This is a genomic window from Endozoicomonas sp. PH6C, from assembly GCF_059322965.1.
In genome coordinates this window covers 2933900-2951146 of record NZ_CP185342.1, presented here as the reverse complement: position 1 = coordinate 2951146, position 17247 = coordinate 2933900, and the positions used below count along the sequence as shown (strand labels likewise).

Below are 17247 nucleotides of genomic sequence, written 5' to 3'. Positions count from 1 at the left end.
TTAATATCCTGCACTCTCATAAAACAAAAAAAGGGCAGAAATCTCCCCCGGATGGGGAAAACAACTGCCCCACTCGGGTTAATGAAAATTGGATTCAGAAATAGAAGTTCTGGTGACTGACGGTCGGGTTTAAGATCAACCGATCATTCTCAGACACTTCAATTTCTGACTCTCTGTCGTCCACTCTCTTTTCCAACAAGGTTACCCTTACCTGTTCTCTCGCCTTGCGGCGAAAAGCATCAAGGTCCGGCAACGCCAGCTGGTGTTGTTTGCACAATGCTTCCAGCGCTTTCTGATAATCTATGGAACCGTTGCATTCACTGCGGCAGATACGTAAACCATCAGACTCAGCTACCCGGAAAGCTCCCATCAACTTTTGCAACTCCTGTTGCAGCCGCTTCTGTTGAGACTTCCCGGTTTCCAGCATCCCTTTCAACTCATCGAGACGATACTGACGACGGCGATAGACCATTGCCAGCTTGAGCCAATGCGCATGCTCCGTCGGACCTTCTGGTACATAAACATCCAGATTCGGATCTTTCTCCGGCTCATCACCATCTTCCACAAGCTGCCAGAAAGCTTCTGCTTCCATCCGCAACTGCTGAATCAGGTGATCGTCCCTGCTGATACAGGCCGGAAGAATCGGCCTACCTTTTCGATAAAAACAGAGCCAGGCGCGATTAGAGTCTGCAACCAACATCTGAAACTGCACTTGTGCAAATGCGCGTCGATAGCCTTCCGACTGCCCCTTCAAAGTCTTCACATCCTGATAGACTTTTTCACTTGGCGCTTTCAGTTCTACCGGAATACCGTCCCTGGTCATACCGTCAAAACTGGCACGCAGCCTTGGGTTCTGTTCCCACTCTCCACAAACGGGCAAGAGCGGCGCATCACCCAACGCTTCTTCCATCCGAATCCTTGCGTCGTCTTCATCCTCAATCCCGCGTTGAACATGAGGGTTTAAAGATAAATCCGGTTCCTTCAGAATCCCTGATTTCTCTGCACCTTTCTTTTCACACCAAAGCTGCCAACGAGATTTATAAGGCGATTGCCCGAGAATCACAGCAGCATCACTGGCTGTGACGCCACAGCTTCTCCAGTCGAACCATTCCCTGGATCGTTGCTCAAGATTGATCTGCTTCATCACAAATCACCTTAAACAGCCTGTTCTGCTGATTCGGCTTGCGCCACATCCAGCCGGAACAGGCAGTAATTCAGAGCATTACCATCTTCCTTAAACCGCTCCTGGGCAAAACCCTGAGCGGCGGTAAAAGCTCCTGTTCCCCTGGCTCGTTCCACAATCTGTTCAATAAACGACACAACCTGTGGTTCAAGACCATTGGGCTCAGGCACTTCATCACCAATAATGGCTTTCGCTGGTAATAACTCCCCTGCTATCTCAGCCAGCGTGTCATCCTGAACATCCGGTTCAGGCGACACAAGCCCAGCATTTTCCTTCACTTTCTTGCCCGCTGCTTCTGCCAGCTTTGACTCAGACTCCCGCAGATCAGGCACAGGATCACCCATCTGGGTTTCCAGTAACCGTTCAGCTTCATCCGGTTCAAATAATCCGCTGAGACCATAGGAAATCCGAATGGCCTGAATCTGAGACTTATGGCGAAGCATTCGCTTAGGACAAGTCTGCCAGGGGCCAGGAAATTTCTTGCCATTCTTTATCACTGCAGGCCGGTACAGCTCATCAAGATACTCACGTACCCGAATCGCATGTTCCCGATCTTTACGGTGAACCGTGCACTCAATCCAGGGATGGCAGGGTTTCATATCCTCATCGAACTGGATAAGTTCATCGGGATAACCGAATTCAATCCCATCACTTTCTGGATACGAGTTCATGATACAAACCCAACCATCGACAGATATCACAGGCAATACTCCACCTTTTCTGTCGGATAAAGCCCACACCTGCCGGATAAATGGGTTCAAACCATAGCTGTCTGCCACTGCCAGCAAAGACAGCATTTGCTCCCGGGTGGGAACGCTGCCGTTCTGCTGTCGAAACGCAGTCTGCGCCAAAGTATTCAGCAACTCATCTTCACGGAAGCCATAGCGTTCCGCAAAACGAGCCACCAGATCGTTGGCACTGCCACTATCATTAACAACACAAGAATGATTCATAAGAAGTTCTCTCTCACTTTCCTGAAAAACAAGATGCAAGACAGAACTTCCCCGCATGACAGAGAAATTCTGCCATGCACGACGGCACGGATGCCGGAGCTAGGGCAACGCAGGAGCAGTTGCCGTGAGGCACGAATAAGATTCTGGCGAAGCCAGAAGCTCATACGACATAGGTGGATCACCGAAGTGACCGACAGATACGGATACAGACTTCGCCTGCTACCGTCAGTAGAAAATTGATGCTCTGAATGCCCGATCGCAAAGCTGACAGGCTGATTCCGGAATGCCACTTCCCTGTGACAACCACCTCACCGCTGCGCGTGTTTTATCTGCCGGATCTGCAAAACACACTGACCTGTGAGATCGTATTCTGATCATTACCGTTGTAGCGCTCTCATTAAGGATGAGGTCACTACGCCATAGATCATATTCCAAAGAGGAGTGGTAACTATAGGACACATGATCGCTAATTCAACATCGCTTTTTCAGCAGTTGCCCTTTGCTTCTATCTCGCTGATTACTGCCAATGTAGGATGAGACCACAATGCTTCTATGATGGCCTAGCAGATCAGCGATAGCCTTTCGGGCTTGAAGATCACCGTGTTTATCAATGTTGATACCACTTGATAAAACAGGTGCAGAACAACCTGTAATTTGTTGATATTGTTCACAAGCGTAGGCCGCCCTGAGATCATGCCGGTTATTCAGCCCATACTTTTTGAGAACCGGACCGCTGTGCATTCGCACCAGAGCCAAAAAATCTTCAAGCTTTTTACCGACAGGCATCAGGCAGTCGTTGTCACCCTGTAATTTGGCTGCTTGAAACAAGGCTATACGTGCATTGCCGTATACTGGCACCCACCGTTCAACCCGTGAAGGACTGGTAGACGTCGATTTGCCACGTCCACCTTTTGTACCTCGCTCAATATCGATTTTTCCGCAGGCTTTGTCTTGCTCAAGTGCCCTGCGGCAATCAAGCAATACAGCTTCTCGGGAACGCAGCCCAAGTTCTCGACACAGACCTAAAACAGTTGCTATTCGCTCCTGACCTTTCAAAATTAACTCGGCTTGTGCCTGTGCCAACTTATCCCTCCTTAGCTCTGGTGGTTCAGTGCGAATTTTCTCCCGGTTCACCTGTAGAGCCTCAGAGGGTTTAATCCTTATATCTTCATTGTCTCGCAGCGCCTTCAGAACCACATTGCAGGTAGACAGCAGATTCTGTGCTGTGGCAACAGATAATGGCTTGCCCTGCCCTTCCAGCCTTGCCCGCAGGTAAACGGCGTAGTGCTTCAATGTCTGGTTATTCACCTGATGGGCTTCACAAATATTTCGGGTCTGACACCAGGCACAAAACTGTTTCCATCGCTCAGAGTGGGTGGCCACCGTACAAAATTGACCCGGCATCATTGCCCTGAGTGCATTACGCCCGGCATAAGACAACTGTCGGCCAAAACCAAAATTATGGCCGTTACGGATTAAAAAATGAGACACAGCTCTACCCCTCCATCCCAATCTGGCACATCGGACAATCAGTCCCGAAACCCTAAACAAAGTTCAATTCGAAGCCACATCACGCAGTGGCCAGACGGGACAGCCTGTAACGCAAGGGTTGCGGGCAGTGACGCTCATTGCTCCAGAGAGCTGAGCTTTGCTGATGCCAGCAGCTGAGGCGGTTGCTGTTATAACCAATACTGAAGAATGGCCGGGTTTAGCACGTTCGCCTGCTTATAAAAAAGTTGATAAAATCATCAGAAAGTGCCGATAAAAGACACTGGTCTGGCTGTAGGCTACGGATGCCAATATATCCAGAAAGGGTCTCTTGAAACGGCTTTTTGAAAATGCGCTGTAACCGGATTTCAGTGCGCACTTACCTGTGACCCGATGTAATGGGTGATGGCAAACACAGATATCCACGCTCTAAAAAATGGGCAGCAAGTGCGACAAGTTATTCTGATGAGCAGAACAACCTGGTGGCCAGAGTGATAAAGCTCTGGCGTCATTGCAGCAGAGAAGCTGCTGAGTGGAATGACTCGCGAAGAGTAGTCGTTGCCTCACGGCAGTTCGAGTTTCTGTAATAGTTAACGTTGAAACTTTAGTTTCTCCATCCATTACAGAAACAAAAGCCTGCCAATATGAAGCTCAAGTCTTCCCAAGCTATGGCAGTCTGAAATTCAATAGTCCAAAGAATAGGCATAGTTTTTTGCCTCGTCGGCAAAATCTGTGGAGCATTTCTGGCTCGGGCAGATTGCCCAGTGCATGATACAAAGCAATTTCTGCACATAAAATTGATTTTCAAAACAGATTAAAGTTGCAAAGCTGCCAAAACACCCACTGCCCAAATCTTCACTCTCTGTTTGCACACTGGCCTGGATCATTGTCTCCAAGTACTGCGACGCACTGCCTTTGTACAGGCAAGAGAATATCCTCAGGCGATACGGTGGCTCTGTCACCCGGACGACGATGGCCAACTCTTTGATTCGGCTGTCTACAGAACTGCGGCCACTCATCAATTTGATGAGAGATCATCAAAAGACCGGTTCGGTGATCCATGCTGACGAAACCCGAATTCAGGTGATCAAGGAAACCAGCAAGTCCATCAACTCTGACAAATATATGTGGGTCAGCCTTGATGGGCCACCCGGACAAACATCGGTGGTGTTTGAATACGATCCCTCAAAAGGCAAGGAGGTTCCCCTGCGTCTGTTCGAAGGGTTCAGCGGTTACCTGCAAACTGACGGGTATGCCATTTACGACGCTGTATGCAAACAAGAAGGCATCACCCAGGCGGGTTGCTTCGACCACGTTCGCAGGAAATTTCTGGATGCCAGGAGGGCGAAGCCAAACCGGGCAAAAAGGTGAAAAACACCCGCGTTAGCAAGGCGAATGTCGCTTTAGGCAAAATCGGTAAGCTTTACGCCATTGAGAAAGAAATAGGAGATCTTCCTCCATCAGAAAAAGCCATCCTGCGTCAGCAAAAGAGTAAGCCGCTACTGGACGACTTTCATGTATGGCTGGAGAAAAACATAACCAGGCTAGACCCGGGCAGCCTGTCGCACCAAGCCATGAGCTATGCATTGAACCAATGGCCAAAACTGGTCGTTTACTGTGACAACGACCACCTGGATATCAGTAATGCCGCAGCGGAAAATACCATCCGCCCCTTCGCTATTGGCCGCAAGAACTGGATGTTTGCAGACACGCCAAAAGGGGCGCAAGCCAGTGCCCTTTTCTACAGCCTGATTGAAAGCGCAAAGGTGAATGGTCTGGAGCCTTTCGATTACCTGAACCATATTTTAAAAGAGCTGCCTTAAGCCGATACCGTTGAGAAACTGGAACAGCTTCTCCCCTGGAATGTTAAGACAGGCAAAGAATAAGAAATCTTGGGGTGGGAGCCAGTACGCTGCTTTATTTGGCGCTTACTACCAAAAAGTCTCCAACGGCCCTAAAGCACTGATCACCACTTCACAGCTACCCATCATCAAGCGGTGTATATATTATTGATAAAAACGACAGCCGACGCCATTATATTTCACCTGTTCTACCGCTCCCACCGGGTGGAGCTGTCAAGGAAATTTATGCGTAAAAAGTTCATATCAACTGAACCAGCCTAAGCATTATTTATTCTAAACAAATGCAAATATTTTCTAGCTAAAGCTGACATCTTTTCTACTGTTAGTCTTTAGGATGGGTCTTCTGAGCATTGCTGCCACACAGGACATTGTAAGAAACCCGACCGCTGCCACTCTTAGTAGTGGCTTTTTTATGCCTTCACTTTAAAAGTTGTGCTGCATTTCAAGCACCCCAAAATCAAAGCCTGAATTACCCCCGATTCCTGTACAAATGTGTTCATGACACCCGAAGAGAGTCATTGACGCCTTACGATCGAACAGAAACTAGTGCAATACCATATGTCGTACAGTAAATGCGCTATTCGGCTGCTATTTAGTGCCTGCCCGAAAACCCACAAGTAATCCGATTCAGCAGGCAGCAGCCAAAATTTTTTGATTAAAATTTAGCCTACTCATTTGTGGGTGCTACTTTTTGATTAATTTCTGTTCATTTTATGAACAACTTTCCGATTTTTGAGCACAGGGCAGCCTCACCCAAAGGTGAATCTGGTTGCCAACAAACCTGTTTCTCTTTTCAGGCGGCTTTTTTACTTGTCTGGGCTGCCTGCTTTTGCAGCAAGGTACCCAATCGATGCAGATTGGCTCCCAGAACTGCCAGCGACACATAACGACGGAAGCCATCAATGCTAGTATCCGGGCATCGGTCCAGCCCATGCTGTTCGAGGGCATTAATATCAGACTCTACAGCGGAGTGCTTCCTTTTTGCCCTGATAAACTCCGGGTGTCGCTCACGGAGCCTGTCCTGTTCTGACCACCTGCCTTTTTTCGGCAACACGGCCCGGTCGAGTAATTCTTCCAGTTTTTCAAGGTTTTCTTTTGACCAGAAACCTCGGTCATAACTGACCTGTGATAACTGAGGAAATCGCTGTTTGGCACCTTCCGCAATAGGTACAGTCACTTGGTCGTCTGTCTGTTTTTCCATGACCAGATGATGCAGGGTAAAGCCAAACTGATCCTGCAATACGCAGACTCTGAGGCCAAGCTCTACAGGGGTTCCAGCCTTACCTTTGCTGATCCATTCGGTATGACGTTCGAACAAAGAAAAAACCTTCTCATTATGAGGGATGCTTTCATGGTTCAATACACGACGGACAATCAGCTGACACTGGTAGTCCGAATCTTTTACCCAACGTTCCAGTTCTTTTAGCCGCACGTCTCCCGGCGTACGTGCTCTCAGGAGCTTTAAGGTGACTTCTGCCTTGCTAATAAGCTTCTGGCTGTAGGCAACATAGTCGGCATGGGCCGCTTAATATCATTCTGCCGGGCATCCCGAAGCGCTTCGTTGGTCGAGGTGGATCGTTTAAGGTTGCGGGCTTTGTGAAATCGCTTCTTATGCTGCTCCTGCAAATAGCGGCTCTGCCGCCACAGGCTTTCATGATGCTCCGAAGACAGAGTGGTTGCCCACTCTATCATCTTGCGCGTGGCATCCCTGAGCAGGTTGATATCCGTCGGAAAGTGAACATTGGTTTTTACGACGAACAAGTCAGCGCGGGCGCATAGCCGCTCTTCTTCTTTTTTTTACCAGCTGGTGACCGGCATTGACGACGACCTGATTGATTTGATCAAGGATTTCCGGCGTATACAAAGCAATGTTGTCTTGCAGGGTTTGCAGTTTGTACTGGTGCTCGCAATAAGGCCCATGGCCCAGCATTTTTCGAAGGGTTCCATGCTCATTAGCCAGCTCCAGAAGTCGATCGTAATCACAGTTGATGACCAGTCGCAAGGCGCCAAAGACCAATATGTGCCATAGGTCCATTCCAGGCCGTCCGTTATTGTGATCAGCAGAAATCACGTTCTCAAGTAGTTGGAAAACCTGGTTCCTCAACTCGATATTTGTCCAGATATGCTGCAATGCCAACAGCAATCGAGGAATATCGTCCCTTGACCTGAGGTTGAATGTGATGGCAGAGATGTCAACATCTCCCAGCTGCATTTGTGAGTTGATGGTTTGGCGCACAAGTGGAAACGGCTCGTTGTGGAAAATCTTCGTTCCTTATATTGGGCTATAAGCCTATGTTTTCAAGTGGTTGAGGGTTTTCGGACAGGCACCTAGATAGGAACGCTTTCTGACTCCAGCCTGAATAAATAATCGCTTTTCCAGACAATCCACACCCGGCTCTAGTCGCTTATGACTATGTTAAGAAAACTAAGCCCTGGCTGGCAGGGCTTGAAATATCTCAGGTTTCCCGGCTGTAATTATTATTGGTGGCCATCCTTGGCCATTACATCCCTCCTGGAACGGGTCTGAGCTTGCCGTGCAAGTAGAATGCAGCATACTGCGTGCCAATATGTAGAATTCAAGGAATCCCAGTGGATTGCGAATCATTAGAAAACTTACAGTATCTATAGATTGGTGGATTACGGGCAGCCATCTGTTACGAATCGAACCTCCTTACACAAAACCCCACACCGCAGGTAAATCATGCAGGGCTATGACAGAAGCAGGCATTCAACAGACCTGTCCCAGGTAATTTCATTATCTTTTTAATGCAGCTCATGAAGGCATCTGGCGACTTTCAGCAAAAATTAGCCGGATCGAACCAGGTTGGCCGAAGAAAATCAGGTATAACCACAGATGATGAAAACCAGACAGGTTTGGGAAACTACAACTAATGGACAAGGGGGGGGGAGCAAAGGACTTGCTTGCAAGATGCATGCAAGGAAGGCCAACAACAGGCTGACGCCATTTCAAAGCTTCTCTGGAAACGTCAATCGCAAGATTGGCGTTTTTTTTCGTCTGGTTGTACCTTTAACAATGCACTTCAGCAATGCGCCAGTCAAAAGTTCTTATCGTGTTAGATCATCACCGCCGCATCCACATTTTAGCCCTACGCCCCGGTATGTATAGCCTATGCCATTGGCTGTTTACTATGAATGTGTCAGCAGGTTCGATGACATCAAAGTAAGTTTGATGCCAGAAGAATTTGTACTCCTCCGTATTTACCCAATACTCCTGGCCATGTTCACACTTGTTGATACCGACCACCGCAGCGGCGTCTGGCTCACCTCGGCTAAACAGAAGAAAACAATCACCCTGCCCTATTATTCTCATTGGTAGCCCCTGGTTGGCTCTGTGAAATTCGAGCATGGCTTTTAAGGTGCTGGACTTGTATGCATCTACCCAGCGATTATCCCCGCTCTCGTTATGATCGGAGAACACCAGGGGAACTCCTCCATCACGTCCCATGATATAGGCATAGGCCAACTGCTCATCAGTCTCGTCCATGATCAGGTAACGAAAGCCCTGGTTATTCGGAATGTCATGCGTAGTAACAAAAGTTATTGCTCTTCCTGACTGAAGAGCCTGACCATAGGCAAGGGGATCAACAAGAAGGTTCAGGCTACCACCGATTTTGAAAGCATTGTAGAGGCTACTGAATAGCGGGAAATCATAAGCGGCAAAACCTGTACCATCCAGGTATGGTTTCAGAAACCTGTCATACTCAGGGCTTCCCTTTCCACCACTGGTAATGATCTCTCCAAATATGTGCATGCCATGCCTGATGTCAGCTGTAATGACCTGATTTACATGCTCAAGAGGTATATGCTTCGCTGCGTCAATCCTGAAGCCCCTGACCCCCATGTCACGCAAACTCCTGAGATAGTTCTGTTGCTGCTCAACAACCCAGTCATTGTTCACCAGATCGGGCAGACCCGGATCTGGAGGTACGCCACAAAGCCGCCAGTTTTGAACCTCATAAGGCGAGTTGTAGTTATTGATGCATTTTGAAGGGTTAAAGTCCGGGGCAGAGAAGAGGTTCTTGCTCAGATCGCCAAAAAGCCTCAGGGAGGAGTACTTCGCAGGGCTGACTGTATATTGTGTAAGGATTTTTTGCCCGGGATAATTAAGATCACTCCTTTCAGAAGCTTCGTTAGCCATGTGATTCAGGACGATGTCAGCATATACGACCAAACCATAACGTTTAAGGGCATTAAGCATCTGCTTGAAGTCATTAGTGTCACCCAAAGGGTTTTCTATCACACGGTAGTCCTGCGGCTGATACCGGGCCCACCATTTTTTACCGGTGCTTTTCAGTGGAGGGGATACCAGCACCATCTTGTACCCCAGCTTGGATAGCTCATGAGCTTTCTCGCTGACTTCCGAGTATTTCCAGTTGAAAGCATGAAGAATGACGTCGGCGCTACTTTCTTGGAGAGTGAGCAGGAAGAGAAAAAAACAGGTGATGTGACGTATGAATTGATGCATGATGAAACCAACATGATCGAAGGAAATGAGTGTTGAAGAATGGAGTTAAGGCTCAGAGCTGAGCAATAACCCTATGTGAGAGGAAAAATTATCTGGATTTCCCATCGCAAAGCAACAGATTCTTAGCATCTTCATCCTCAATTCGCGTAAGCCCCCCAAGCCGTTGAAGGTCTTACGCGAATGAAGATGAGAACCGGTCACAGCAACGCTCAGTTGTTCTCTCTTATACCTCATTAGCAGGACAACAAGCTACCTACTCCACCAGCAGGACAATGAGTTCACGCGGACCATGGGCACCGTAAGCGAGAATGCGGGCAATATCTGCAGTTTTGGATGGTCCGGAAATCAGTAAAGCATTGGTAGGCATTCCTGTGGCCCAGCCTTCCTGCCTAATAACATCGGCCAGGGTACTATATATATGTTTTGCTTTTAGCAGGACAAAGTGGACAGGCGGGACTAACGACATTGCCCGGGGCTCAAACTCATCAGGCCAAATAACCAGGCTGCCAGTCTCGGCAATGGCACTTCGGCAGGTTGTCAGTGTTGCCGGAATATCAAAGAACAGTTCGTCCTTCAGGCTTAACGGGTCGTCTGGCACGGTTTGCAAAATTAACCCGGATTCAACAACGGATTTATGGGTTGCCATACGCCTACCGGTTTCTTTCTCGGAAGACACCAGTAAGCTGTTGATGTTTTTCTCAGAGAGTATCACGGTAAGAAGTTCTGGCCAAAGCGCTTCAGTGGTGAGGTGAATTTCTGTTTTTACCGCAGTCATAGCATTAATAAAATTCTGCATGCGCTGACTCTTATCCCAATCATAACAAGCTGTCTGCCCACAATCGTCAGCCAGAGAAAGACTTGGGTCTTTGCCTGACCCCTTGCGCAGGCGATTTAAAATATTGGTTCTGGATTCAATGCCAGTACTCATTGCTCAGCGCCTTCCTGTTGTTTTTTGTATTGCTTTACCAGACTGTGCAGGCTTCTCTTTGAAGGTTGGGGAGACGCTCGAAAATCTGTCCAGCCTTTCATTTTCGATGGCGTAAGGCCCCTGAGAAGTGTGGCTGAAAGTACAAAACCTCTATAGAGGGCAGGCGAGCTGTAGAGCTTACTCCAACTGAGCCAGACCGCTTTTTCTGTATGGGTGTACTTGGCACCCTGGCCGCGAATAACCGCCTTTTCCCCTTTCTTGAGTTTACGGACTCCCTCATGGCGCAGTCGTCTGAGTATATCGGGAATTGGAATACGTACCGGGCAGACTTCTGAGCAGGCACCGCACAGAGTGGAAGCACTGGGTAAGTCTCTGGTTTCTTCCAGGCCCAGCAGATGAGGAGAAAGTATTGAACCTATCGGGCCAGGGTAAGTGGTGCCATAGGCATGGCCTCCCAGGCGTGCGTAAACCGGGCAGTGATTCATGCAGGCAGCACAACGAATACACTGTAAAGTTTGCCGCATTTCCTGGTCGGCGTAGGGAATGCTGCGACCATTATCCAGCAAAACCAGATGCACTTCTTTTGGCCCGTCTTCCCTGCCTTTACGGGGAGAAGAAATCATATTCACATAAGTGGTTATCGGCTGACCGGTGGCCGAATTGGTCAGCAGAGTCAGCAAAGGCGGCAGGTCGTCCAGGTATTCAATAACCTTTTCTATGCCGGTCATGGCAATATGGATTTTTGGCACAGTGGTGGCCATGCGACCATTGCCCTCATTCTCAACCAGAACAAGTGTACCCGTTTCAGCCACCATAAAATTTACGCCGGTGAGCCCAATATCCGCTTCGTGAAAGCGTTTTCGTAGTTCTTTGCGGGCAGCCTGAATCAGCTCATCAACGTCTTCTGTGTATTCACACTCGTCCAGGTTTTCCTCAAACAGTTGAGCAATGTCTCCTTTAGTCTTGTGAATGGCGGGCATCACAATATGAGAAGGCTTATCCCCAGCCAACTGAAGAATATATTCCCCCATATCTGCTTCTACCGGAGTGATGCCTTCATGCCCAAGAAATTCGTTTAACTCAGTCTCCTCACTGACCATCGATTTGCCTTTGATCATGGTTTTAGCACCGTGATGCCGGGCAATATCCAGAACAATCTGATTCGCCTGCTCAGGCGTTTCAGCCCAGTGCACACGAACGCCATTCTCACGTAATTTCATTTCCAGCTGCTCGAGCAAATCTGGGAGTTTTGACAGCGCTCTCTTGCGAATGCTTGCCCCAAGATCACGCAAGCTCTGCAGCTGCTGATCATCAGTAAAGCGATCACTTCGCTTATCCATCAGGAAGTCCATGGCTTCCCGGAAGTTGGTGCGCAGCAGTGGATTATTCAGATCACGTTCAACCCGCTCGTCAAAGCTCAGGTTCCGGGCCGGAATGCGTTCGTTCATAGATTGTCACCTCCGATCCGTTCCCAGAGATAAGAGGCAAAATGTTCTCCTCTCATTTCCTTTTGCTGGAACTCGAGGGCACCGTTTATATTCATGAGGCAACCAAAGTCTGCACTCACCAGCCGGTCTGCTCCGGTATCAGAAATAGCTTTTACTTTGTCGTTTACCATAGCGCCGGAAATATCCGGGTAACGCACACAGAAGGAACCGCCAAATCCACAGCACTCAAATTCGTGATCCTGGGTAACGCGGGTAACATTGGTGAGAGTATCAATCAAAGCCCAGCCGGTTTGATGAACATTCATCTCTCTTCGTGCAGCGCAGGAAGTATGAACGGCGACCATTTCCGACTTACCTTTATCTTCTGGCTGATAATCCAGTACATGCACAAGGAATTCGGTGAATTCAAACACCCTGTCTGCAAACTTCAGAGCCTGCTGTTCTTCAGGGTGGCCAGCAAAGAGTTTGGGGTAATGCTGATTCATCATGCCACCACAGGAACCGGACAGAATCACAACCGGCCAATCTTCTGGCATGATGCCCATCTGTAGACGGGCCACCTCACGGGCTTCATCATCGTATCCGGAGGCATAGGCGGGTTGGCCGCAGCAGGTTTGCTGTTCTGCAAACACAACCTTGATGCCTTCTCTCTCCAGCAGCTTTAAAGCATCAAGACCCGCTTCAGGCTGCAACAGATCAACAAGACAGGTTCCGTATAAATACACTGTCTCAGGCGGTGAAGGGTAGACTCTTTTTTTGCGGGGACTGGATGTGGGTTGCTGACTGCTGTCGCCCATAGCATTCACGTAAAGTTCAGACATACAGAAAACCTCGACAACAGGAGCCAGGCAGTCTGGCTCCGAATTTCTGGTCATTTGACCAGAGGATCAGTGATTCCAAAAGTGGTCACAGCTAATGCGCCCAGAATACCGGCAAATATCACGTAGTAGATGGTGGGCAGGATGGTCATTCTCAGAGTTGCGCCCTCACGCCCCAGTAAACCAACTGTAGCAGAGGCAGCCACCACATTGTGGATGGCAATCATGTTACCTGCTGCAGCCCCAACAGCCTGCATTGCCACTATCATGGCACCAGAAACACTCAAAGCTTCGGCCACACCAAACTGGAACTGAGACAACATCATGTTACTGACAGTATTGGATCCAGAAATGAAAGCACCCAGTGCGCCAACAGTCGGCGCAAAGACCATGTAAACGCTACCAAAAGTGTCTGCCACAAAGCTGGCCATAGCCACGGGCATACTGCTGAGGCCTGCACCATTCACACCAGAATTAATCAGTATGCGAACCATAGGAATCGTGAACATGAGTACAAAACCTGCTCCCAGCAGAGTACCTGTAGATTCCCCAACAGCCGCTCTCATATCTTTTAGGGAAATACGATGTAAGAAAATTGTAGATAATACCACTGCTACCAGTATTCCTCCGGGTAGATAAAAAGGTTGAATGCTGGCACTTATACCCGCTTCTCCCAGAATATTGCTGAAGCTTAAAGAAACAGATTGGGTGAAGGCTTTAACATTGTCACTGGTGCGGCTAAGAACAAGCAGGACTGCAACCAGTACATAAGGCATCCAGGCTTTTAAGAGGGACATGTCCCTGTTAGCACTTAAGCTGTCCAGTTTGATTTCCAGTTTCCCTGTCCACTCAACAGGCCACTTTTCAGCCGGTGCAAACTGCCATACTTTCTCTGGCATCAGGAAGCCAGCTTTAGCCGCTGTTGTGACGACTGACAGACCTATCAGCCCACCAAGCAGAGACGGGAATTCAGGACCCAGAAAAATGCCAGTGAAGACATAGGGAATGGTGAATGAGAGACCGGCAAAAATAGCAAATGGCAGAATCTGTAAACCTTCTCTCCAGGATTTATTTTGTCCGAAGAAGCGGGTCATCATCATTACCATGAACAGAGGCATCAATGTGCCGACTACTGCGTGGATGATGGCAACTTCACTGGTAATCAGCTGCAAGAAGGCGTCCCAGCTGCCCCCCTGAACCACCAGTTGCTCACCAATCGTCTGGGTATCCAGACCTTTGTTTACCCCAATAATAATGGGTGTACCCACAGCACCAAACGACACTGGTGTACTTTGAATCATCATGCCGACCATAACGGCGGCCAGTGCCGGAAAGCCTATCGCAACCAGAAGAGGCGCTGCGATAGCCGCTGGAGTACCAAAGCCCGATGCACCTTCGATAAACGAACCAAATAGCCAGGCGACAATGATGGCTTGAATACGCTGATCTGGCGTAATCCCCACAAAGCCAGCCCTGATAGCAGTTATTGCGCCGGAATGTTTGAGTGTATTCAGCAGCAGAATTGCACCAAAGATTATCCAGAGCACAGCAATGGTAAAGACAAGCCCCTGCAGCGAGGAAGCCATGACACGTTTAAATGAAACATCCCAGGCAAACACAGCAATACCTGCCGTTATTAGAAAGACTGCAGGCATCGCAGTTCTGGCTGGCAGGCGAAAGCCAAGCAGCAGAACAGCGGTGACAAGAATGGGAGCAAAAGCCAACAAAGCCTGAACACCTAGACTCATGGGAGGTTACCTCTCTTATACTAATTTTGCAGTCAACAAAACACTTAAAAAAAGGATTGGTCTTACCAATTACCCAATTTTCACGCAGAGTAATGATCATGTATGATCACTGTCAATGAATAAATGTTAATTTTTGTTCATTTGAATAAAGATCTTGCAACTACAGATCGAGGCGGTTCCAATACCACCAAGGGCTAATAGAGAGAAAGAGAAGTGAAACAACAAACCCTGGCAGACCGTATTACCGGAAAGCTGGAAACCATGATTTTGGAAGGTGTTTACAAACCAGGAGATCGTCTTCCACCAGAGAGAAAACTGGCAGAGCAACTAGAAGTCTCCCGCCCATCACTACGCACAGCTCTTAAGACACTGGCAGCCAAAGGCATTCTCCGGTCCCGTCAGGGCGGCGGACATTACATAACAGATATCTTGACGCGATCGGTTACCAACCCACTGGTAGACATATTGGGCAAGCACCCGAACGCTCAGGATGATGTGTTGGAATTTCGGGTACTTCTGGAAGGTACCTGTGCATTCTACGCTGCCCAAAGAGCAACAGAAGAGGATAAACAAAATCTGCAGAAGGCCTTCAGGCTCTTGGAAGAGAGTACGGGGACTGATCAGGAAAGTCAGGCAGACCTTGCATTTCACCTCGCTATTGCTGAGGCCTCTCACAACATTATCCTTCTGCAAGCCATGCGCGGTATTTTCAGCCTTTTGGAGCATAATATTGCCGCCAATATTGGCGGTATGTATAACAATCAGGAAACGGGTACCCAGCTGCTTCAGCAGCATAGAGACATTATGGCAGCCATACTGGCAGGCCAGGCTGAACAAGCTCGCCTGGCTGCAGAAGAGCACGTAATTTATGTTCGGGTAACACTGGCAGGTGAAGATAAAAAACAGATCAGGCAGCTCCGAGCCAGACGACGTGCAGGCTCGCTGGAGGCAATTTGATGACCCACAGATTTTAAGGACGAGGCCTAATTTAATGAAGTGGTGGCACATCAGGTCTACAAATAGACATTAGCCTCTAGAGGCTTTTCAGAACGACTATTGGCATCACCTCTTATCCCAATGAGCAGAGCATCATTTGCTTTCCTCTTGTGCAAAAAAACGACGTCGATAGTCTTCCACTTGTTTCTGATAGTAGGACTGCCAACGCTCCCCAGCAAGCTCAGAGTCCTGACCAGCCCTCTGCATGGCCAGTTGTGCTTTGAGCTCTCGTAACCCTGCCTGATAATCCTGAACGTTTTGTTGCTGCTCAATCAATTGCTGTTGCCGCTTTATTATCACAAACTCTTGTTCACGACTTAAATAATGTTGAGCCAGCGCTGTTCTGACTTGCTCTCGTTCTGAAGCTGTATATTGCTCAGGCATTAGCGATAACGCCTGTTCATACTGAGCTGTCTTGGTCGTTAATCCAAATACATCGTCTTCACTCTGCCATTTTTCTCGTAACGACAGGTAACGATCAACAAACTCATCAGAAGGAAGCTCTTTCAGGCTTTGCGCATCCAGCTTGTAGTCGTATAAGGCAAATTCATCAGCAAAAAAAGCAAAGCCATCCTTGGTCCAGACGCGGAACGCTTCTTGCCTGACCTTATTCACTTGCTCTTTCAGCGTTTTCAGATCTGACAACGCCATATCTCCCAATACTCGCTGCCACCGGGCATTTATGGTGAGGTATTGACTCACCAGATGAAACCGCTCGTCGGTCAATTGATGCTTGAGCTTTATTAACTGTTCAGAGCAATTGTTTTGTTGTTGACAACGTTGCCAAAAATCCGCCAGAGCCTGTCGCAACTGGCGACCTTCACCAACACTCAGCGCATCGCTGTCAAAAGGCTGCTCACTCATAGCAGTCTCATTATCAGTCTTTGCCGACGCTTTACTATGCTCAAGCGTTGGTAATTCAGCATCCTGTTTTGTAACCGCAAGATAAGGAGCTCTGCTTAGTTCCCCTTCACTACTCTTTACGAACCAGACTGTATAACCGAGCCCTAGTATCACGAATAGCCATACACCATACTTCATTCTTTAATCACTGCCGTTACAGGAAAGTGATCTGACAGATTCCAGTGCTTCCACAATGCGTCATCGGTGGTTCGAGGGACATCCACTCGGTTAATCGTGGATTGCTTACGACCAAATTCAGTGCTGAGCATTACATAATCCAGATACTCAACATTCTCACCTCCTGAGCCTGGATTACCCGCATAGTCGTTGATTCGTGGGTCAAATGTCGATGAGGTATACCCTGTATACACTGGCTCAGCCACCTGCAAGTTAGCCACCAACTACAATCCGGAAATACATATTGTGCCTGATTC

The 17247-nt window shown here is 48.4% G+C and carries 14 protein-coding genes and 1 pseudogene; 4 read left to right on the top strand and 11 right to left on the bottom strand.

Features of this window, described 5'->3' with window-relative positions; all coding sequences use genetic code 11:
* Nucleotides 1–94 precede the first annotated feature (94 nt).
* On the bottom strand, nucleotides 95–1144 hold the full coding sequence (locus ACOMG9_RS11065; RefSeq protein ID WP_494530256.1) for a lambda-exonuclease family protein: 1050 nt from the start codon (nucleotides 1142–1144) through the stop codon (nucleotides 95–97).
* Nucleotides 1145–1155: 11 nt separating this feature from the next.
* Nucleotides 1156–2136, bottom strand: coding sequence for a recombinase RecT (locus tag ACOMG9_RS11060; protein WP_448216474.1), 981 nt, complete (start codon nucleotides 2134–2136; stop codon nucleotides 1156–1158).
* A gap of 248 nt (nucleotides 2137–2384) precedes the next feature.
* Here ACOMG9_RS11060 and ACOMG9_RS11055 point away from each other — a divergent pair, with 248 nt between their 5' ends.
* Nucleotides 2385–2510, top strand: coding sequence for a hypothetical protein (locus ACOMG9_RS11055; protein WP_257253224.1), 126 nt, complete (start codon nucleotides 2385–2387; stop codon nucleotides 2508–2510).
* A gap of 97 nt (nucleotides 2511–2607) precedes the next feature.
* Here the strand turns inward: ACOMG9_RS11055 and ACOMG9_RS11050 are convergent, their stop codons facing one another.
* Nucleotides 2608–3627, bottom strand: a complete 1020-nt coding sequence (locus ACOMG9_RS11050; RefSeq protein WP_494530255.1) for an integrase domain-containing protein — start codon at nucleotides 3625–3627, stop codon at nucleotides 2608–2610.
* A gap of 810 nt (nucleotides 3628–4437) precedes the next feature.
* Here ACOMG9_RS11050 and ACOMG9_RS11045 point away from each other — a divergent pair.
* Entirely contained in the window at nucleotides 4438–4995 is a 558-nt protein-coding gene (locus ACOMG9_RS11045; RefSeq protein WP_494530389.1) for an IS66 family transposase, read from the top strand.
* Nucleotides 4992–5447 (top strand): IS66 family transposase, encoded by a 456-nt coding sequence (locus tag ACOMG9_RS11040; RefSeq protein ID WP_494530254.1) that lies wholly within the window; start codon nucleotides 4992–4994, stop codon nucleotides 5445–5447. The genes ACOMG9_RS11045 and ACOMG9_RS11040 overlap by 4 nt, the downstream gene beginning before the upstream one ends.
* 832 nt (nucleotides 5448–6279) lie before the next feature.
* Here ACOMG9_RS11040 and ACOMG9_RS11035 read toward each other — a convergent pair.
* The 6 genes and pseudogenes from ACOMG9_RS11035 to ACOMG9_RS11010 form a co-directional block, all read right to left on the bottom strand.
* Nucleotides 6280–7722, bottom strand: a pseudogene (locus tag ACOMG9_RS11035) (ISNCY family transposase).
* Nucleotides 7723–8568: 846 nt separating this feature from the next.
* Nucleotides 8569–9972: an alpha-amylase family protein gene (locus ACOMG9_RS11030; RefSeq protein ID WP_494530253.1), complete on the bottom strand. Its 1404-nt coding sequence runs from the start codon at nucleotides 9970–9972 to the stop codon at nucleotides 8569–8571.
* A 253-nt stretch (nucleotides 9973–10225) separates the two neighbouring features.
* Entirely contained in the window at nucleotides 10226–10900 is a 675-nt protein-coding gene (locus ACOMG9_RS11025; protein ID WP_448216936.1) for a LutC/YkgG family protein, read from the bottom strand.
* Nucleotides 10897–12348, bottom strand: coding sequence for a LutB/LldF family L-lactate oxidation iron-sulfur protein (locus ACOMG9_RS11020; RefSeq protein WP_448216935.1), 1452 nt, complete (start codon nucleotides 12346–12348; stop codon nucleotides 10897–10899). Before ACOMG9_RS11020 ends, ACOMG9_RS11025 begins: the two co-directional genes overlap by 4 nt.
* Complete coding sequence (locus ACOMG9_RS11015) at nucleotides 12345–13169, bottom strand: (Fe-S)-binding protein (RefSeq protein WP_494530252.1); 825 nt, start codon at nucleotides 13167–13169, stop codon at nucleotides 12345–12347. Before ACOMG9_RS11015 ends, ACOMG9_RS11020 begins: the two co-directional genes overlap by 4 nt.
* Nucleotides 13170–13219: 50 nt before the next feature.
* Entirely contained in the window at nucleotides 13220–14914 is a 1695-nt protein-coding gene (locus tag ACOMG9_RS11010; protein WP_494530251.1) for an L-lactate permease, read from the bottom strand.
* Nucleotides 14915–15127: 213 nt separating this feature from the next.
* Here ACOMG9_RS11010 and ACOMG9_RS11005 point away from each other — a divergent pair, with 213 nt between their 5' ends.
* Nucleotides 15128–15871 (top strand): FCD domain-containing protein, encoded by a 744-nt coding sequence (locus ACOMG9_RS11005; RefSeq protein ID WP_448216932.1) that lies wholly within the window; start codon nucleotides 15128–15130, stop codon nucleotides 15869–15871.
* A gap of 132 nt (nucleotides 15872–16003) precedes the next feature.
* On the opposite strand, the gene ACOMG9_RS11000 is transcribed toward ACOMG9_RS11005, so the two are convergent.
* Complete coding sequence (locus ACOMG9_RS11000) at nucleotides 16004–16774, bottom strand: hypothetical protein (RefSeq protein ID WP_448216931.1); 771 nt, start codon at nucleotides 16772–16774, stop codon at nucleotides 16004–16006.
* 173 nt (nucleotides 16775–16947) lie between these two features.
* The gene (locus ACOMG9_RS10995; protein WP_448216930.1) at nucleotides 16948–17211 is read right to left on the bottom strand and encodes an exonuclease/endonuclease/phosphatase family protein; all 264 of its coding nucleotides are present in this window, start codon (nucleotides 17209–17211) and stop codon (nucleotides 16948–16950) included.
* Between the last annotated feature and the right edge of the window lie 36 nt (nucleotides 17212–17247).